16 protein-coding genes and 4 tRNA genes are annotated in these 17,941 nt (G+C 68.6%); 7 read left to right on the forward strand and 13 right to left on the reverse strand.

What is annotated here, in order from left to right; translation table 11 throughout:
* Positions 1-116 precede the first annotated feature (116 nt).
* A complete protein-coding gene (locus ACZK5D_RS10430) occupies positions 117-866 on the reverse strand; it encodes a PIG-L deacetylase family protein (protein WP_463665245.1) in 750 nt (249 codons plus the stop codon).
* On the reverse strand, positions 863-1,639 hold the full coding sequence (locus ACZK5D_RS10435; RefSeq protein ID WP_463665246.1) for a DUF1801 domain-containing protein: 777 nt from the start codon (positions 1,637-1,639) through the stop codon (positions 863-865). The genes ACZK5D_RS10430 and ACZK5D_RS10435 overlap by 4 nt, the downstream gene beginning before the upstream one ends.
* Before the next feature lie 263 nt (positions 1,640-1,902).
* Between ACZK5D_RS10435 and ACZK5D_RS10440 the strand changes: the two genes are divergently transcribed.
* Positions 1,903-2,394, forward strand: a complete 492-nt coding sequence (locus ACZK5D_RS10440) for a septum formation family protein (protein ID WP_463665247.1) — start codon at positions 1,903-1,905, stop codon at positions 2,392-2,394.
* A 304-nt stretch (positions 2,395-2,698) separates the two neighbouring features.
* On the opposite strand, the gene ACZK5D_RS10445 is transcribed toward ACZK5D_RS10440, so the two are convergent.
* Entirely contained in the window at positions 2,699-3,505 is an 807-nt protein-coding gene (locus ACZK5D_RS10445; protein WP_463665248.1) for a hypothetical protein, read from the reverse strand.
* Between the two features lie 112 nt (positions 3,506-3,617).
* Positions 3,618-3,956: a hypothetical protein gene (locus ACZK5D_RS10450; protein ID WP_463665249.1), complete on the reverse strand. Its 339-nt coding sequence runs from the start codon at positions 3,954-3,956 to the stop codon at positions 3,618-3,620.
* Between the two features lie 221 nt (positions 3,957-4,177).
* Here ACZK5D_RS10450 and ACZK5D_RS10455 point away from each other — a divergent pair, with 221 nt between their 5' ends.
* Entirely contained in the window at positions 4,178-5,185 is a 1,008-nt protein-coding gene (locus ACZK5D_RS10455) for a hypothetical protein (RefSeq protein WP_463665250.1), read from the forward strand.
* A 142-nt stretch (positions 5,186-5,327) separates the two neighbouring features.
* Here ACZK5D_RS10455 and ACZK5D_RS10460 read toward each other — a convergent pair.
* From ACZK5D_RS10460 to ACZK5D_RS10475, 4 genes are all read right to left on the reverse strand, one after another.
* A tRNA-Val gene (locus ACZK5D_RS10460) sits at positions 5,328-5,402 on the reverse strand.
* A 1-nt stretch (position 5,403) separates the two neighbouring features.
* Positions 5,404-5,474 (reverse strand) — tRNA-Cys (locus ACZK5D_RS10465).
* Positions 5,475-5,524: 50 nt separating this feature from the next.
* Positions 5,525-5,597, reverse strand: a tRNA-Gly gene (locus ACZK5D_RS10470).
* A 107-nt stretch (positions 5,598-5,704) separates the two neighbouring features.
* A complete protein-coding gene (locus tag ACZK5D_RS10475) occupies positions 5,705-6,292 on the reverse strand; it encodes an alpha/beta hydrolase family protein (protein ID WP_463665251.1) in 588 nt (195 codons plus the stop codon).
* Positions 6,293-6,350: 58 nt separating this feature from the next.
* Between ACZK5D_RS10475 and ACZK5D_RS10480 the strand changes: the two genes are divergently transcribed.
* The 5 genes from ACZK5D_RS10480 to ACZK5D_RS10500 all read left to right on the forward strand — a co-directional run bounded on the left by ACZK5D_RS10480 (position 6,351) and on the right by ACZK5D_RS10500 (position 9,527).
* A tRNA-Val gene (locus ACZK5D_RS10480) sits at positions 6,351-6,422 on the forward strand.
* 48 nt (positions 6,423-6,470) lie between these two features.
* Entirely contained in the window at positions 6,471-7,241 is a 771-nt protein-coding gene (locus tag ACZK5D_RS10485; RefSeq protein WP_458994044.1) for a sirohydrochlorin chelatase, read from the forward strand.
* A 30-nt stretch (positions 7,242-7,271) separates the two neighbouring features.
* On the forward strand, positions 7,272-7,688 hold the full coding sequence (gene msrB / locus ACZK5D_RS10490; protein ID WP_458994045.1) for a peptide-methionine (R)-S-oxide reductase MsrB: 417 nt from the start codon (positions 7,272-7,274) through the stop codon (positions 7,686-7,688).
* 55 nt (positions 7,689-7,743) lie between these two features.
* On the forward strand, positions 7,744-8,325 hold the full coding sequence (locus ACZK5D_RS10495; RefSeq protein WP_458994046.1) for a DUF3000 domain-containing protein: 582 nt from the start codon (positions 7,744-7,746) through the stop codon (positions 8,323-8,325).
* Entirely contained in the window at positions 8,322-9,527 is a 1,206-nt protein-coding gene (locus tag ACZK5D_RS10500; protein ID WP_463665252.1) for an HRDC domain-containing protein, read from the forward strand. The genes ACZK5D_RS10495 and ACZK5D_RS10500 overlap by 4 nt, the downstream gene beginning before the upstream one ends.
* On the opposite strand, the gene dxs is transcribed toward ACZK5D_RS10500, so the two are convergent.
* From dxs to ACZK5D_RS10525, 5 genes are all read right to left on the reverse strand, one after another.
* Positions 9,524-11,443: a 1-deoxy-D-xylulose-5-phosphate synthase gene (gene dxs, locus ACZK5D_RS10505; RefSeq protein ID WP_463665253.1), complete on the reverse strand. Its 1,920-nt coding sequence runs from the start codon at positions 11,441-11,443 to the stop codon at positions 9,524-9,526. The genes ACZK5D_RS10500 and dxs overlap by 4 nt on opposite strands.
* 47 nt (positions 11,444-11,490) lie before the next feature.
* On the reverse strand, positions 11,491-11,880 hold the full coding sequence (locus tag ACZK5D_RS10510; protein ID WP_458994049.1) for a hypothetical protein: 390 nt from the start codon (positions 11,878-11,880) through the stop codon (positions 11,491-11,493).
* Positions 11,881-11,970: 90 nt separating this feature from the next.
* The gene (acnA, locus tag ACZK5D_RS10515) at positions 11,971-14,646 is read right to left on the reverse strand and encodes an aconitate hydratase AcnA (RefSeq protein ID WP_458994050.1); all 2,676 of its coding nucleotides are present in this window, start codon (positions 14,644-14,646) and stop codon (positions 11,971-11,973) included.
* Positions 14,647-14,731: 85 nt separating this feature from the next.
* On the reverse strand, positions 14,732-15,886 hold the full coding sequence (locus ACZK5D_RS10520) for a class I SAM-dependent RNA methyltransferase (RefSeq protein WP_458994051.1): 1,155 nt from the start codon (positions 15,884-15,886) through the stop codon (positions 14,732-14,734).
* Complete coding sequence (locus ACZK5D_RS10525) at positions 15,883-17,874, reverse strand: APC family permease (RefSeq protein ID WP_463665254.1); 1,992 nt, start codon at positions 17,872-17,874, stop codon at positions 15,883-15,885. The genes ACZK5D_RS10520 and ACZK5D_RS10525 overlap by 4 nt, the downstream gene beginning before the upstream one ends.
* Between the last annotated feature and the right edge of the window lie 67 nt (positions 17,875-17,941).

The following is a 17,941-nucleotide window of genomic DNA, read 5'->3' on the forward strand; positions in this document are numbered from 1 at the left end:
CAACTCCTGTCAGAGATCGGCGGTGAGATACACGCCCGTATCAAAACTAGGCGACGACGCCTGATGGCGTGACCGAATCGGCCAACACCCGTGCCTCGCGCCCGAGGGGGGTCTCGTCATGCGTCCTGCCCGACGAGCCGGTGTGCCCGGAACAGACAGGCGAACTCGGCACCCATCGCCGGGCCCTGCGCGCCGAGCATCCCGGGGATGAAGTCCCGCGGTGCCGGATGCCCGGGGATGTCGGCCAGGTATGCCCCGTGCGCCCCAAGGGAGCGGACGCCGGCGGCCACGTCCTCCCTGGTGAGGACCGCCCCGTGCGTGGGGGCATTGTCCGCAGCCACCAGCAGCCAGGTGGTGGCCCACTTCGCGAGCCCTTCATCGGCAGCCAGTTCCGGATGGACCCAAGTGTTGTCCGCGTCGCGGACGGCGTCGAGGGTGACCATGCCCGCCACCCGGTGGTCTGCCTGGTTCAGCCCCCAGCCCACCTCGACATCCCAGGCGCCCGTCACCACCACATCCGGCCTGAACTGCCGGATCTTCCGAGCCACGTCGCGGCGAAGATCGAGCGAATAGACGAGCATCCCGTCGGGATGCTGCAGGATCTCCAGGTCCGTCACGCCCACCTCGTCACAGGCGGCCTGCTGCTCGGCCGCCCTCAGCGGACCCACCTCCGACGGTGGGCGCTGCATCCCGGCCTCGCCGGACGTGAGGAGGAGATAGGCCACCTCAGCGCCTTGACCGACCCATCGGTGCACGCAGGCGGACAGCCCGTACTCGACATCATCGGGGTGCGCCACCACGCACAGGACCCGGCGGAAGTCCCCGTCGGGGAGGACCGGCAGGGGAGGCCGAGCACCGTCACTCATGACCGGGGCCCCTCACCCGCAGGGTCGACGTCTGCCACCAGCGCGGCGACGACACGGCGGATCAGGTCACGGGGGAGTGGTTCCGCCAACGGGAACCACAGCGTGCCCTTGCCGCGTGTGTAGGCCTTCAGCTCGTCGGCGAGCTGAGGATCGGCCGGGATGGGGTAGACGGCGACGTGGTCCTTCCAACCCGAGATGAAGACCCGTGCGCGGCCCTTGACAGGCTTGTAGCCGACGATCCCGTAGCTGAACACCTCGTCGGCGCGGGGGAGAGCGTCGCGCACGAGCGCGCGCAGTTCGTCGAACACGGGCCACGCCACCGCCGGGACGTTCGCCACGTACTCGTCGACGGTGGACACCTTCGACGCCGGGGCCCCCGAGCGGGCGTACGACGTGGCGAGCATCTCCCGCAGGACCGCCGGGTCGGCATCGGACAGCTTGTTCAGGTAGAGGCAGGAGACGCCGGTCTTGTGCCTGCCCAGCTTCGCCAGTTGCTCCCCGTAGCCGTCGAAGCCCTCGAAGTAGATCGTCAGCGTCGCCTTCCGGGGGCTGAACGCCAGCCGGGGCATGTCGCCCTCACGGCCGGTGTCGTAGCGGTAGTGCAGTGAGCCGAAGCCGATGATGCTCGGCCCCCACATGACAGCGGGCTCGCCGGTGATCTCGCGCATCACGGCGATGAGTTCATCCGCCTCGGGACGGCGACGTTCCGGGATGGTGGCAAGGAAGTCCTCGACAGGCACTGCGGTGGGACGGGTCACGCTGTCATCGGCCATCGACCCACTGTCACCGCGCGGGTTCCCGGTGTCAAGGCTCGAGTGCGCCAGACCAGAGATCGGGGGACGGCCGGCGCACTGCAAAATGACATAATGCTGCTTATCGGTCATTCGTCGAGTGGGGCGCCGGCGACTGGATGACACACAGTTCCGTAGCGCCGGTCACTATCGCGTGCCGAACTCATGTCCAGCTCTACGGTGTACCCTGCCTCTGGCATCGCGCCTTGTCCGCACCCACGCCGCCGCCTGAAGGAATCGAAACCATGGCCATCTCCCGCTCGATCACCCGCCGACTGCCCGCGCTCCTCGCCGTAACCATCGTCGTGACCGGCCTTGCCGGCTGCTCCGGAACTGCGACCCGCGACGGCGACTCCCAGGAGGTCACGGAAGCCGGCACCGCCGACGTCTTCTCGCTGCGGGTCGGTGACTGCTTCAACGACACCACCGATGAGGAGATCTCCGACGTCCCGGCCGTGCCGTGCGCTGAGGCCCACGACAACGAGGTCTACCACTCATTCGTCATGCCCGACGGCGAATTCCCCGGCCAGGCGGCGATCGATGCCGCAATCGAGGAGACGTGCCTGAGCGAGTTCGAGTCATTCGTGGGCATGGCCTACGACGTATCGACCCTCGACATCTTCCCCCTCACACCTACCGAGCAGGGCTGGGACGAACTCGCCGACCGCGAGATCATCTGCACGGTGTACGACCCCGCCGGCCAGACCTCAGGATCCCTGAAGGGCGCCGCCAGGTAGGTCCGGCGACTGAGCGTCAGAACCTGGCGAACGGCGACTCTGTGACGTCGGTCTCGTCGATCGTCGACCTACCGCGGCTCGACGAGTTCTCTCAAATGGTCCTCCCGTATATTGCATCGGATTCTCTGGATAATCCGATGTAATAACTGGTCACACGTTCACCATCGCGGTAGGGTGCGAAAACACCGCAGGTGGGGGCGCCCTTGGGCGACTTACATGGCAGCGGATATGGGCCAAGCGGCCCCGCTTGCTGGGCCCACGCTACCTCGTGCTCAGGTACCAAGCTAGTTCGGCCACCTGAACCTCAGGGAATACCGAACACGGTGAGCAGTTCTTCGCCACCGTTCTCAGGCCAGTGATCCAGGTAGCGTTTGGGACTCCTGACCGCTCTGTCGTACTCGCCGCGCCCTAGTGCTATCAGATGGACGGCCTGCAGCACTCGATCGTACGGATCATCATCGGAAGTCACCGAACGGGCAGCCTTCACCCACCGTTGAATCTCTCGCACCCCACTGGCCTGCAAACTAACGTAGGATGCTCCATCCATCGACTGCCAATGCTCTTGGAGCGCCCCCGGCCCGTCCGCGAGGAAGACCCTCAGTTCCTCCCACAAGCGAGCCCTCGACGCAGGTCTCACACTCTCCGGCAGGACCACCATCACCATCTCAGCCGGTACCGGCTCAGACTCCGACGCCTCCAATTGCGCTTCTTCGGACATGCGAGGAATCGCCGGAGGGGGCTCCACGCCAAAATACCGCGACAATGCGAGCAGAGCGGCATCACAATGCCGGATCAGCGCCAAACCCCAAGCCGTACGGTTGTTTAGGTGGGGGCGGAGCCCCGCAACATCCACCCACAGACGGCGCTCGCCCTCATCAAGCCACTGGGCCATCGTCGGCTTCGCACCGCCGAAGTGCACCGCCACCTGAAGACTGCGCAACCGCGCCTTGCCCATCCAAGGCTCGATCTCAGGCCAGGGGAAAGGTCCGGGACCAGGCTCTTTGGAAACAATGCGTCCCCGCGTGACCTCAGGATCGGCGCCCTCTGTGAAGGCGGACAGATTGAATACATCGGGCGCTGGTGCGGAAGACGGCCGCAATTCACTGTTCATTTGCACGGCCTTGTTGCCCTATTCCCTCGGGGGCACGCTCCATGTTTTCGAACATGGTTCATCAAGAACGAATACTCCAGAATCCTTGCATACATGTAGCCAGTCACCCGCGTCAGCACGCGACCAAAGTGGTATCAATCTCCCGCCATCCCTCCGGCCCCGCCTCGTCACGGAACCGCACCGGCGCGAACGCCGTCTCCTCCACCACCGTGCCATCCGCGTTCACAAACACCTGCGTGGTCTCCGAACGCTGCGACAACACCTCCACCCGCACACCCGAAGCGCGCGCCGACACCGACGCCGACACCCAATCCGGCCGCGTCACAACCGCCGGCGGTGAGTCCTGCGGATCAGCCTGAGCCGGCGACGCGACACCCAACCCGACGATCAACGCCACCGACACCGCAAGCCACAACCCGCGCACCCACCCGACAAGCAGCCACCGCGACACTCCCCCAACCCTACGCACCCTCGCGCCGACCTCACCGCACCCCCAACGAGAATGACAAGCCGTAGTATCACAGAGACGGCAGGTCACGTGAGGCGCAAACACCAAGAAACGGCCAGGTCACAGCGAATCGCCCCAGCCGACAGCGGCACCGCGGCCCCCGTCCGCCGGGACAGACAGCCCCGCTGAGCCCCTGGACCAGGGCACCCCCTATCGTTCGGGTTATGAAGAAACTAATCGTGGGAGTCCTGGCCGCGCTGCTCGGTCTCGGCTCCTGGGCAACGTCGCCCACCACCGCCTCAGCCGTCGACGTCTACACCACCCCCGGCACCCACACCGTCAACGGCCGTCAATGGCGCACCGAATGTTCCCAGTACAGCAGCAGCGTCACCCGATGCCGCACCGAGATCTGGGCCACCCAGGTCAAGCTGGTCAGCGGCCGCTACGTGCAGACCAACGGCTGGGTGTTCAACAACCTCACCTACCTTCCCTCGCCCCGAGCCCAGTGGACCGGGAACCCCCTCGGCAACAGCGGAGAATTCACCCAGGGCGGCCGCGACTGGTACACCGAATGCGACACCCCCACCACCGGCCGTAACGCCTGCCGCTCCTACATCTGGTCCACCTTCATCGCCGCCACGAAGACCTCCACCGGCGCCACCAAGTACGTGACCAAGAGCGACTGGGTGTTCAACAACATCGTCCGGTTCTCCACCGACTACTTCGCCGAATACAGCGGCACCGGAACCAGCATCGTCACCCTCCCCGCCGGCGTCGACAACGGGACCGTCACCGCGACCTTCACCCCCGCCGACGAGTACGACTACCTCAGCATCACCGGCCTCGACAGCGCCAACGCCGAAGCCGACTACCCCCTCTGGCTCGACACGTCAGTCGTCCAGGGCACCGGGGCCTTCGGCCTCTACGACGACATCAGGCAACTCCAGATCGACGCGGATGGCGCCTGGCAAATCGTGATCAAGCCCCTGTCCGTGGCCCGGCAGTTCACCACCGACGCCACCGGCCAAGGACCCGACGTGCTGTGGTACATGGGCAACCCGCGCTCCGCGACCCTCACCCACACCGGCGCAAGCAACTTCATCGTCGAACAGTACGGTGACGAGTGGAAGCTGCTCGCGAACAAGATCGGCGCCACCACCGCACAGGCTGCACTTCTGGCCGGGCCGTCGCTCGTCGTCATTGACGCCGACGGCGGATGGACAATCAACTGACCCACCCCTAACCCCGGTGACGGGTCCCCCGCCCAAGCAGCAGGGACCCGTCACCGCCTAGCAGAACGTCAGACGACCCTCCCCGAAAACGGAACAAGGCTCCCGGGATCCGTAGAATCCGGGAGCCTGCGCTCGTTATGTCTGGTGGGCGATGCCGGGTTTGAACCGGCGACCTCTTCCGTGTCAAGGAAGCGCGCTACCACTGCGCCAACCGCCCGAGGTGGAGACGGGATTTGAACCCGTGTACACGGATTTGCAGTCCGTTGCCTCGCCTCTCGGCCACTCCACCTGGATGGAGTTTCACGCTCCCCAAGCGGGTTGGGAGAGTCTTGTTCTCCGAGCGGACGACGAGATTCGAACTCGCGACCCTCACCTTGGCAAGGTGATGCTCTACCAACTGAGCCACGTCCGCATGCGCTGTCTGCATTTGCCCTTGTGGGCTGCCGCTCGGCGCGTAGAGAACATTAGCGCACGATTCTCGGGGAACACAAATCACGCCGTGGGGCCCCGGTTCCACGCTCAGCGGGCACCTCGCAGCCCCCGAAGCCACGCCGCGATGGCACCTTCGATGACCGCCCCGTCCTTCCGGAGCGAGTGGTTGCCGTCCACCTCCACGACCTCCCTCCCCGGCGCCCGGCCCGGCATGCCGAACGGATCGCTCCGGCCCTGGACGATGAGCACCGGAACTTCAACGCTCTCCAACTCCCCCGAACGGTCACTGCCGGAGGGGGCGACGAGGGGGAAGGCCAGGCAGAGGACCGCGTCGGCGCCAACCTCCATGGAGGTGCGGCAGGCGACGCGTCCACCGAAGGACCGTCCTCCCACGACGAGAGGACCGGCTGGGTGCAGGGCCCTCAACTCACCGACCGCCGCGACCCACGCCGCGTCGGCCGCTGCGATGGGCGGGGGCGCCTTGCGGCCGGCAACGCGGTAGGGCTGCTCGACGAGGGCCACCACGTATCCAGCGCCCAGGCCGGCGCTCCGAGCCGCCCTGAGGTCTGCCGTGTCCACGCCCCCGCCCGCCCCGTGCCCCAGGACGAGCAGTCCACGGTCGGGGCCGTCGGGGCATGCCAGGTGGGCGCGGGCCTGACCCTTCGGCGTCTGCATGTCCAGCACAGCCGGTTCGCAATCTCCCACAGATTCCACTAGACTCCGTTTTCGCTAGGGGCGATTGGCGCAGTGGTAGCGCGCTTCGTTCACACCGAAGAGGTCGGCGGTTCGAAACCGCCATCGCCCACTCTAGATCTCCGAACCGCCACCCTGGTGGCCCGATGAGAGAGAGTCAATGACCGCGCCGGCAATCGTGCTCGTGGCTGATGGCCCGGACGAAGCGCCGGTGACGGACGCACTGCGGGGCATTGCACGCGCACTCCAACTGACTCGCCCTGACCTCCGGGTCCACCTCGCCCGCCTGGGAGGACTCTTCCCCAGCGTCGAGGAGGTCATCGGGGCCCTCGCCGCCGACGACGTGGCCGAGGCCGTCATCATCCCCCTGGACCTGGTGTCAGCGGCCGGACACGCCGCCGAACTGGACAGCTTCTCCCACTCCAAGGACATCCGTCTGGCAATCAGCCGCCCCGTCGGACCGGCCGGAGAGGTGCTGAACATCCTCGACGAGCGCGTCCGGGAGGCTTTGCACCGCGGTGGCGCCCTCGAGATCGACGGCCTCGTCCTGACCGCGCCCGGAGGAGGCGACGTCCGCGGCGGGTCGCTGCTGGCCAGACGCGCGAGGCAGTGGTCGGCGCATCATCGCCTCCCTGTGCAGCTCGCGGTCGAGGACGGCGACGGCCGGGCCACCGCGGCAGCAGTGCAGTCCCTGCGCATGCAGGGGCGTCGACACATCGCCGTCGGGAGCCTCCACCTGACTCCCACGCCCGCCTATCAGGCGCATGCCCAGGCGGCCATGCGGGCTGGTGCTGTCGCGGTGACGGCACCCATCGGGGACAATCCGCACCTGTGCCAGCTCATCCTGGCCCGGTACGCCTTCGGCGCCATGGAGCTGCTGGACGGCACGCCCACCCGGTTGCCGGACGATCTCGACGGCGACGACTCCTGAGGCTTGTCACGCCCTCCTAAGATCGGTGGCATGACCGAGCCGTACGTCGCCCCCGTGACCAAGACCGACGATGAGTGGCGCGCCGAGCTCTCGCCGATGGAGTTCAAGGTTCTCCGCCTCGCCGGCACGGAGCTGCCGTTCACGGGCGAGTACACCGACACCGAGGACGAGGGCGTCTACGAGTGCCGCGGCTGCGGCGCCGAGCTGTTCCGCAGCACCGAGAAGTTCCACTCCCACTGCGGGTGGCCCAGCTTCTTCTCCCCCCTCGCCGAAGAACGGGTGCGCTATCTCCGGGACGAGTCCATCCCCGGACGGGCCCGCGTGGAGGTCCGCTGCGCCGCCTGTGACGGGCACCTGGGGCACGTCTTCGAGGGCGAGGGCTACGACACCCCCACAGACCTGCGCTACTGCATCAACTCGGTGAGCCTGCGCCTTCGGCGCCCGTGAGCCCCCTGCGGCGCGTCACCGTCGGGAGTGCACGCTCCCGGCCTAGTGTGGGTGCGTGCCAGCGAACGTGACCCCCGCGCCACCTGAGCCCTTCGCCAGGGCCCTGCGCGAGCTCGATGCCATGACCTGGCGCCGCGGATTCAGCACCGATGAGATCGGCTCCCCCCAGCGGATCGCCCCCCATTCGGTCGCCATCGAGGCAGAGTTGGCCGGGCCCGACGAGCCGCTGGCCTCCGGGCGCCTCATTCTCCTGCACGACCCGGCAGGCAACGACTCCTGGGCGGGCACGTTCCGGCTCGTCACCTACGTCCGGGCCGACGTCGACATGGACATGGTGACCGATCCCTTCCTGCCCGATGTCGCATGGTCCTGGTTCACCGAGGCACTGGACAGCCGGGGCTGCGTCGCCCATGCGCTTGCCGGCACCGTCACCGCCTCCTACGGCAAGGGATTCGGGGAGATGGCCCACGAGGATCGCGCCGAGGTGGAGCTGCGCTGCTCCTGGACCCCCACCCTGGACGCCCGGCACGCCCTCACTGCGCACCTGGCCGCCTGGGAGGACCTCATGGGGCAGGTCGCCGGTCAACCCCCACTCCCCCCGGGCGTGGCCCCTCTCCCCCTCGGGCGTCGCTCGTGACCTACGTCGAAGACAGCCGAGAGCCGCTGCGCCCAGTGGTCGCGGACAGCGCCGCCCTTGATGAATGCCTCTCCGCCCTCCACGGGGCCGAGGGCCCTGTGGCGTTCGACACGGAGCGTGCGCACGGCCACCGCTACTGGCCGAAGGCCTACCTACTCCAGATCCGGCGCGAGGGCGCGGGCACCTGGCTGATCGACCCCGTCGCCTTCGAGTCTGGTGGCGCTGCCGACCTCGGCTCGCTGGTCGAGGCCTGCGGCGACGCCACCTGGATCATCCACGCCGCCAGCCAGGACCTCCCCTGCATGCGCGGCATCGGCGTGATCCCGCCACGCATCTTCGACACCGAACTGGCGGCTCGGCTCCTCGGCAAGCCCGGAGCCAGCCTGGGCGCCCTCCTCCTCGCGGAGCTGGATGTTCGGCTGCGCAAGGCTCACTCCGCCGACAACTGGTCGAAGCGGCCGCTGCCCGAGGCGTGGTTGACCTACGCGGCGCTGGACGTGGACTACCTGCTCGAACTGGCTGCCGTCCTCGAGGAGGAACTCTCCCAGGTCGGCAGGGACGAGTGGGCCCAACAGGAGTTCGCCGACACCCTCTCGCGCCACACGGCGGAGCCGGAGCCCAGGGTGGATCCCTGGCGACGCCTCTCCGGGGTCACCTCCCTGCGGACGCCGCGCCAGTACGCGGTGGCCCGCGCGCTGTGGCTCGAACGCGATGCCATCGCGCAGCGTCGGGACCGCCCTCCGGGATGGATCCTCCACGACTCGGCGATCATCGACATCGCCACCCGCGCCAAGGATGCCGTGCCCACCCGAGGCCAGCTTCAGGCGCTCAAGGGCTTCGGCGCGCCACCCGGGCAGCGGTTCCTCACCAACTGGCTGACCGCCCTGGACACCGTGCGTGCCATGCCGGAGAGCGACTACCCCTCCAGGCGCGGGCCCCACTCCGGGGTCCCGCACCCCCGTACGTGGGACCGTATCAACCCGGAGGCGGCCGAACGGTGGGCGAAGGTGCGCCCAGCCGTCGACGCCCTTGCCTGCGATCTGGGCGGCCTGCAGCCCAGCCTGGTGGCGCCGCCGGCCGCCCTGCACGCCGCGCTCTTCGAGCACAGCGCGATCACCCGCGACGACCTGATCTCGTTGGGGGCCAGGCCCTGGCAGGCGGAGTTCCTGGAACCCCTGATCGCGGAGGCATTGGAGACCTAGGCCGGGCGCGCGGCCTCCTCCTCGTCGACGTCGGCGCCGCTGAGGACGACGCCCAGCACCTCCAGGGAGGCCTTGGCTGCGGTCAACCCGATCTCGTCGAGCACCTCCTCGCGGGACCCGTGGGCCAGGAACCGCTGCGGGATACCGAACGTCAGCACCCTCGCCTCCGCGCCGGCCTCCGCGAGCCGGGCGCGGAGCTTCTGCCCGACCCCGCCCTCGACCAGGTTGTCCTCCAGCGTCACCACGAGGTCGTACTCCCCCGCCATGCGAACCAGCTCCGCGCTGACCGGCAGCGCCCACAAGGGATCCACCACGGAGGCAGCGACGCCCTGGTCCTCCAGGCGGTCGGCCACCGCCAGGCCCATGCCCGCGAACTGGCCATAGGCCACGATCAGGAGCCGCGCACCCTCCGCCCGGCGGAGCACGTCTACCCGGGACAGGCCGTCGCCCAGGTGGGCCACCTCGGGCAGTTCGTCCGGGAGCCGCTCCTTGGAGTAGCGCACCACGGTGACCGCGTCGTCCACGGAGACGGCCCGGTCCAGCGCGGCGACGAGCCTCGCCTGATCCCGGGGCGCGGCCAGCTGCACGCCCGGCACCACACCGAGCAGGCTCATGTCCCACATCCCGTTGTGGCTGGGACCGTCGGTGCCCGTGATCCCGGCCCGGTCCAGCGCGATGGTGAGGCCGACGCCGTGCAGTGACGCGTCCATCAGCACCTGATCGAAGGCCCTGTTCAGGAACGTGGCGTACAGCGCCACCACTGGGTGCAGCCCGGACCGGGCGAGCCCGGCCGCCGACACGACGGCGTGCTGTTCGGCGATGCCGACGTCGAACGTGCGCTCAGGGAAGGCGGCGGCGAAGCGGCCAAGGCCCGTGGGATGGAGCATCGCGGCCGTGACGGCCACCACCTCCGGCCGCCGCTGGCCGATCTGCACCATGGCCTCGGCGAACGCGTCGGTCCAGGTGGCCTGCACCGAGGCGGAGAGGGGCTCACCGGTGATCTCGTTGATCCTGCCGACGGCGTGGAAGCGGTCCTCCTCGTGCTCCTCGGCCGCCTGGAAGCCGCGACCCTTCCGGGTGACGCAGTGCACCAGAACGGGGCCGCCGAAGTGGCGGGCCTGCTCCAGGTGGTTGGTCAGCGACGTGATGTCGTGCCCGTCGAGCGGTCCCATGTACTTGATCCCGAGGTCCGAGAACATCGACTGGGGCGCGAGCACGTCCTTGACCCCGGTCTTGACCCCGTGCATGAGGTCGTACATGGGGCGGCCCACCACCGGCATCCGCTTGACGGTGCGCTTGATCAGGCTGAGGGTCTTCTCGTACCTCTGGTCGGTGCGCAGCCCTGCCAGGTGATTGGCCAGCCCTCCGACGGTGGGCGTGTAGGAGCGGCCGTTGTCGTTGACCACCACCACCAGCCTGAGACCGGGTGCGGCCGCGATGTTGTTGAGCGCCTCCCATGCCATGCCTCCCGTGAGGGCGCCGTCGCCGACGACGGCCACCACGGTGCGCTGCTCGCCGCGCAGGCGGTAGCCCTTGGCCAGCCCCTCAGCCCAGGACAGGGCCGTGGAGGCATGCGAGTTGGCCACCCAGTCGTGGACGGACTCGGCCGGCTCGGGATAGCCGGAGAGCCCGCCACGCTGGCGCAGGGTGTCGAAGCCGGGGGCGCGACCCGTGAGGATCTTGTGCACGTAGCTCTGATGGCCCGTGTCGAAGATGATGGGATCCGACGGCGAATCGAACACCCGGTGGATGGCGATGGTCAGCTCCACGACGCCCAGGTTGGGCCCGAGATGCCCCCCGGTGCGGCTCACCTTGGTGATGAGGAACGATCGGATCTCGGCGGCGAGTTGCACGAGTTGCCGCCTCGAGAGCGCACGGAGGTCGCGTGGGCTCTGGATCGATTCCATCAAGGGCATGCGCTCAATAGTAGGGCCATTTCCAGGGCGATCCCGGGGGCGAGCCGCTAGAGCCGCGGCTTGAACCTGGCGTCCCGCAGCGCCTGCTCCACCAGATCCACCCCTCTTGCCACCCGCGTGAGCCGCGCCTCCTCCTGCTGGAGGACCCCGGCCGCCTGGTCTGCGGTGTCCGCGTCCACCACTCCCGACAGGGAGGCCCTGAGCCCCGTGAGCCCACTGCGCGTGGCGACCAGCTGCGAGGCGACGAACTCCTGCGCCAGGCGCGCCAGCACGACCGGATGGCGGCGCACCACCGGATAGCCCCGGTACTCGGCGGGACAGCAGTCCAGGAGGAAGACCTCGGCTGAGGACAACCAGCCCTGCGAGCCGGGCGGCCGGACCGAGCCGGGCCAGCCAGGGGGCACGTACACGCGGATGGTGTCATCATCGTCGAACATGTGTTCTATTGAATCCCACCGCGCGGACAAAAGCAACGGGAAAGCACGAGAGGCGGCCCCTCAGCGGGACCGCCTCTCCGAGTGCTGGTGTCAGCTCTTGGCCAGGTTCCGCAGCACGTACTGCATGATGCCTCCGTTGACGTAGTAGCCGCGCTCCCCCGGCGTGTCGATCCGCACGAGCGCCTCGAACTCGACGACGCTGCCGTCGGCCTTCGCCGCGGTCACCGTCATGGTCCTGGGCGTCACCCCGTCGTTGAGGGCCGTGACGCCACGGACGGAGAACGTCTCCTCGCCGGACAGGCCGAGCGAGTGCGCCGACTGCCCCTCCGGGAACTGCAGCGGAAGGACGCCCATCCCGATCAGGTTGGAGCGGTGGATGCGCTCGTAGCTCTCGGCGATGACGACGCGCACGCCCAGCAGGGCCGTGCCCTTGGCCGCCCAGTCACGCGAGGAGCCCGAGCCGTACTCCTTGCCCGCGAGCACCACCAGCGGGACGCCGGCCGCCGCGTAGTTGACGGAGGCGTCGTAGACGGTGGTGACCGGCGCGTCGGCCTGGGTGAAGTCGCGCGTGAAGCCGCCCTCGGTGCCGGGTGCGATCTGGTTGCGCAGCCGGATGTTGGCGAAGGTGCCACGGATCATGACCTCGTGGTTGCCGCGCCGTGAGCCGTAGGAGTTGAAGTCGCGGCGCTCCACGCCGTGCTCCGACAGGTAGTGCCCGGCGGGCGAGTCCGCCTTGATGTTGCCGGCCGGGGAGATGTGGTCGGTGGTGACCGAGTCTCCCAGCTTGAGCAGCACCCTGGCCCCTGAGATGTCCTCGACGGGGTTCGGCTCCGCCGGCATGCCATCGAAGTACGGGCCCTTGCGGACGTAGGTGGAGTCCTCGTCCCACTCGAAGGTGTTGCCCTCCGGGGTGGGCAGCGACCGCCACCTCTCGTCACCGGTGAACACGTCCGCGTAGCGGGAGGCGAACATGTCCGCGGAGATCGACGAGCCGACGACCTCCTCGATCTCGGCCTGGGAGGGCCAGAGGTCCTTGAGGTACACGTCGCTGCCGTCGGCGCCCTGGGCGATCGGATCGGTGAGGAGGTCCACGTCCATGGTGCCGGCCAGGGCGTAGGCGATGACGAGCATCGGGCTGGCCAGGTAGTTCATCTTGACGTCGGGGCTGATGCGGCCCTCGAAGTTGCGGTTGCCCGAGAGGACGGCGGTGACCGCCAGGTCCTCGGAGTTGACCGCGTGCGAGACCTCGGGGATGAGGGGACCGGTGTTGCCGATGCAGGTGACGCACCCGTAGCCCACGAGGTTGAACCCGATGGCGTCGAGGTACTTCGTCAGGCCGGCCTTCTCGTAGTAGTCGGTGACCACCTGCGATCCGGGAGCCAGCGAGGTCTTCACCCACGGCTTGCGGGTCAGCCCGCGCTCGACGGCCTTCTTCGCCAGCAGGGCCGCGCCGATCATCACGCTCGGGTTCGAGGTGTTGGTGCAGGAGGTGATCGAGGCGACCGTGACGGCGCCGTTGGCCAGCTCGAACGACGTGCCGTCGGCCAGCGTGATCGGGACCACCTTGGCCGGGTCCGGGGTGTAGGACCCGACGGCGGCCTCGAAGTTGGCCTTCGCGTCGATCAGCTGGATGCGGTCCTGGGGGCGCTTCGGGCCGGCGATGGACGGCACCACCGTCGACAGGTCGAGCTCGATGTACTCCGAGAACACGGGCTCGTGCGACGCCTCGTGCCACAGACCCTGCGCCTTGGCGTAGGCCTCGACGAGCGCGATCTGCTGCTCGTCGCGGCCGGTGAGGCGCATGTAGTCCGTGGTCTTGTCGTCGATCGGGAACACGGCGATGGTGGAGCCGTACTCGGGGCTCATGTTGCCGATGGTGGCGCGGTTGGACAGCGGCACCTCGGAGACGCCCTCGCCGTAGAACTCGACGAACTTGCCCACCACCTTGTGCGCACGCAGCATCTCGGTGATGGTCAGCACGAGATCGGTGGCCGTGGTGCCCTCCTGCAGCTTGCCGGAGAGCTTGAAGCCGACGACGCGCGGGATGAGCATGGAGACCGGCTGACCGAGCATCGCGGCCTCCGCCTCGATGCCGCCCACGCCCCAACCGACGACGCCCAGGCCGTTGACCATCGTGGTGTGCGAATCGGTGCCCACGCAGGTGTCCGGGTAGGCCTGCAGCACGCCGTCGACGACGCGCGGGAAGATCACGCGCGCCAGGTGCTCGATGTTGACCTGGTGCACGATGCCGGTGCCCGGGGGCACCACCTTGAAGTTGTCGAACGCGGTCTGGCCCCAGCGCAGGAACTGGTAGCGCTCGCGGTTGCGCTGGTACTCGATGTCGGTGTTCTGCTGGAAGGCCTGCGGGGTGCCGAACACCTCGGCGATGACGGAGTGGTCGATGACCATCTCCGCGGGCGACAGCGGGTTGACCTTGGCCGCGTCCCCACCGAGGGCGACGACGGCCTCACGCATGGTGGCGAGGTCCACCACGCAGGGCACGCCGGTGAAGTCCTGCATGATGACGCGCGCGGGGGTGAACTGGATCTCATGATCCGGCTCAGCGGTGGGGTCCCAGTTGCCGAGGAACTCGATGTCCGCACGCGTGATGTTGGCGCCGTCCTCCGTGCGCAGGAGGTTCTCGAGCAGAACCTTGAGGCTGAAGGGCAGCTTCTCGGAGCCCGGGACCGCATCGAGCCTGAAGATCTCGTACGTGGTGCCGTTGACGTCGAGGCTGGTCCTGGCCCCGAAACTGTTGACGCTCATCCTTCTCCTTCACTTGGCGCTCGCCAAACTGTCTTGATATCAAGATACCATGCAGGTGCACGCACGGCGGCATCGCCGGTCGGGTTCAGTCTAGGGGGTGAACGCCGGTGTCAGGACGAGGGTGCAGGATCGCCACGCACTCGACATGGTGGGTCATCGGGAACAGATCGAACGCCCTGATCGACGTGGCCGCGTAGCCGAGGTCCGCGAAGGTGGCGAGGTCGCGGGCGAGGGCGGCCGGGTCACAGGCCACATAGGCGACCGCGCGTGGCCGGCGCTCCGCGATGGCGCGGACCACTGCGGCCCCCGCCCCCTTGCGCGGCGGGTCGAGCACCACGAGATCGGCCCACTCCGGGAGGTCCCGGTGCCCCCGCTCGAGGGCCCCGGCCACGAAGTCGGCCTCGGGCACGTTGCGCCGGGCCAGCCGCACGGCGTCCCTGGACAACTCCGCCCCCATCACCACGCAGCCGGCGTCGACGAGGGCCCCGGCGAACAACCCCACCCCGCAGTAGAGGTCCAGCGCCCGCTCCCCCGGCTCGGGACGAAGCCCCTCGAGCACCGCGCCGGTCAGGATCGCCGCGCTGTCCGGATGGACCTGCCAGAACCCGCCCGGGTCCACCTCGAACGTCCGGCCACCCACGTGCTGCAGGACCGGGGGCTCCCCGCGGGATGCGCCGGCGACGGCCAGGACGGTGCGGTCGTCGGCGACCGTCACCTCGAGGTCGGTCCCCGGCCGCCCGGCACGTACGAGCTCGCCGACGGTGGGCCCAGGCGCGGCGATGAGGCACCCCTGCTCGGGGAGAGGCACCACCTCGTGGGATCGGCGACCCCGCAAGCCCACCCGACCAGACTCGTCGACCGCATAGCGCACGCGGGTTCGCCAGCCGGTCAGGCCCCCAGGGGCGGCCTCGACCGACCCCTCCCAGGCGATCCCGGCCAGCCGCTGGAGCTGCTCGGCCACCACCGCCCCCTTCAGCGCCAGCTGCGTGGGGTGGTCTGCGTGCTGCCAGTCGCAACCGCCGCAGCGGGCCGCGACGGGGCACGGCGGCGTCACCCGCCCCGCGGCGGGCTCCAACACCTCCACCACCCTCGCGCGGTCGAACCGGCTGCCGGTCTCCGTGATCTCCGCGACCACGCGCTCGCCCGGCAGCCCACCCGTGACGAACAGCACCTTCCCGTCGGCACGGCCTACCACGTACCCGCCATGCGCCACGCGCTCGAGCGTCACCTCGACGGTCATCGGCGGCGCGGCTCGGATGCCTTGTTCGCCGCCGCCTTCGCCTTCGACGACGACTTCAGCTGGTACGGCACGCTCGTGACCATGACGCCCGGCATGAAGTGCAGGCGCGTGCGGATCAGCAGGGCCGTCTGGTTGTGCAGGATCTGCTCCCACCAGTGGCCCACGACGAACTCCGGGATGTAGACGATCACCACGTCGCGAGGGTTCTCGCTGCGCAGCTCGTTGACGTACTTGATGAACGGGCTCGTGATCTCCCGGTAGGGGGAGGCGATCACCTTCAGCGGGATGCCGAAGTCCTCGGCCTCCCACTCGTCGAGGATCCGCTCCACCTCGTCGTCGTCGACGGCGACGGTGACCGCGGTCAGCGTGGTGGACCGGGCGGCACGGGCGAAGGCGATGGCGCGCAGCGTGGGCAGGTTCACCCGCTGCACCAGCACCACGCCACGCACGCGGCTCGGCAGCGCGCGGTCGGACTCCGGCTTGAGCGCGACCTCCTGCTCGACCGCACGGTAGTGCTTGGAGATGGCCATCATGAGCCCGAACAGCACCGCCATGGCCACCACGGCCAGGTAGGCGCCGTGCACGAACTTCGAGATCAGCACGACGATGAGCACGGCCCCCGTGGCCGTGGCCCCGATGGTGTTGATCACCCGCGACCGGACCATGCGACGACGGACCGCCGGGTCCTGCTCCGTCGCCAGGGCACGGGTCCAGTGGATGATCATGCCGATCTGGCCCAGGGTGAAGGACAGGAAGACGCCGACGACGTACAGCTGGATGAGCGCGGTCACCGACGCGTCGAACGCGATCACGAGCACGATCGCGGCGATCGCCAGCATCACGATGCCGTTGGAATAGGCGAGGCGGTCTCCGCGGGTGTGCAGCTGGCGGGGCAGGAAGCCGTCCTTGGCCAGGATCGAGGCGAGCGACGGGAACCCGTTGAATGCCGTGTTGGCGGCCAGGAAGAGGATGAGCATCGTGGCCGTGATCACGATGTAGAAGCCGGGCTCGAACCAGTCCATGAACACGACGCGGGCGAGCTGGCCCGTGACGGTGTGGGCGGCGCTGTGGATGGTCTCGCCCGCGGCGTTGACGTAGTGCGTGCCGTTGAGCTCGTCGATGAGGTGGACCCTGGTGAGGTTGGCCAGCGCCACGATACCGAGCAGCATCGTGATGGCCAGGGCGCCCAGCATGGTCAGGACGGTGGCAGCATTCCTGCTCTTGGGCTTGCGGAACGCGGGCACGCCGTTGCTGATGGCCTCGACCCCGGTCAGCGCGGCCGCGCCGGAGGAGAACGATCGCGCCAGGATGGCGATCATGGCCCACCCCGCGAACTCTGGGCTGCCCTCCGGCGGGATGACGATGAGGTCCGCGGTCTCGGCGTTGAGCGTCTCGCCCAGGACGAAGATGCGGAACAGGCCGATGGCGATCATCAGCAGCATCGAGGTCATGAATACATAGGTGGGGATGGCGAAAGCCGTTCCGGACTCGCGCACGCCGCGGAGGTTGACCAGGGTGAGGAACACGATGACGCCGACCGCGGTCCACGCCTCGTAGCCGTCCAGGAACGGCGCCATCGCCTTGGCGTTGATCACGCCGGCGGACACGGACACCGCCACGGTCAGCACGTAGTCCACCAGCAGCGACGCGGCCACCGTCAGCCCGGCGGCGTGTCCGAGGTTCTCTCGGGCCACCTCGTAGTCACCGCCGCCGTTGGGGTAGGCGTGCACGGTCTGCCGGTAGGACATCACCACCACGGCGACGACGACCGCGACCGCCACGCCGATCTGCCAGGAGAACATGAACCCTGCCATGCCCGCCAGGGACAGGGTGATGAGAATCTCGTCCGGGGCGTACGCGACGGAGCTGAGCGCGTCGGAGGCGAAGACCGGGAGGGCCAGCCGTTTCGGCAGAAGCGTCTCACCCATCTGGGCGTTGGTGAGTCGCCGCCCCACCACCATGCGCTTGAGCGCCGACATCACGTTCACGGGGTTACGGTAGACCTCTTGTCCCCCAATGTCATCGCGCGCCCCCTGCCGTCGGGGTGTAGGTTCT

The organism is Tessaracoccus yangjingae (genome assembly GCF_055326235.1).

What these genes read in the sequence shown, in the direction of transcription:
- ACZK5D_RS10430 (WP_463665245.1), bottom strand. Translation starts at nt 866, where the DNA reads ATGAGTGACGGTGCTCGGCCTCCCCTGCCGGTCCTCCCCGACGGGGAC.
- ACZK5D_RS10440 (WP_463665247.1), top strand. Translation starts at nt 1,903, where the DNA reads ATGGCCATCTCCCGCTCGATCACCCGCCGACTGCCCGCGCTCCTCGCC.
- ACZK5D_RS10475 (WP_463665251.1), bottom strand. Translation starts at nt 6,292, where the DNA reads ATGCAGACGCCGAAGGGTCAGGCCCGCGCCCACCTGGCATGCCCCGAC.
- msrB (WP_458994045.1), top strand. Translation starts at nt 7,272, where the DNA reads ATGACCGAGCCGTACGTCGCCCCCGTGACCAAGACCGACGATGAGTGG.
- ACZK5D_RS10455 (WP_463665250.1), top strand. Translation starts at nt 4,178, where the DNA reads ATGAAGAAACTAATCGTGGGAGTCCTGGCCGCGCTGCTCGGTCTCGGC.
- ACZK5D_RS10485 (WP_458994044.1), top strand. Translation starts at nt 6,471, where the DNA reads ATGACCGCGCCGGCAATCGTGCTCGTGGCTGATGGCCCGGACGAAGCG.
- ACZK5D_RS10445 (WP_463665248.1), bottom strand. Translation starts at nt 3,505, where the DNA reads ATGAACAGTGAATTGCGGCCGTCTTCCGCACCAGCGCCCGATGTATTC.
- acnA (WP_458994050.1), bottom strand. Translation starts at nt 14,646, where the DNA reads ATGAGCGTCAACAGTTTCGGGGCCAGGACCAGCCTCGACGTCAACGGC.
- ACZK5D_RS10510 (WP_458994049.1), bottom strand. Translation starts at nt 11,880, where the DNA reads ATGTTCGACGATGATGACACCATCCGCGTGTACGTGCCCCCTGGCTGG.
- dxs (WP_463665253.1), bottom strand. Translation starts at nt 11,443, where the DNA reads ATGCCCTTGATGGAATCGATCCAGAGCCCACGCGACCTCCGTGCGCTC.
- ACZK5D_RS10520 (WP_458994051.1), bottom strand. Translation starts at nt 15,886, where the DNA reads ATGACCGTCGAGGTGACGCTCGAGCGCGTGGCGCATGGCGGGTACGTG.
- ACZK5D_RS10435 (WP_463665246.1), bottom strand. Translation starts at nt 1,639, where the DNA reads ATGGCCGATGACAGCGTGACCCGTCCCACCGCAGTGCCTGTCGAGGAC.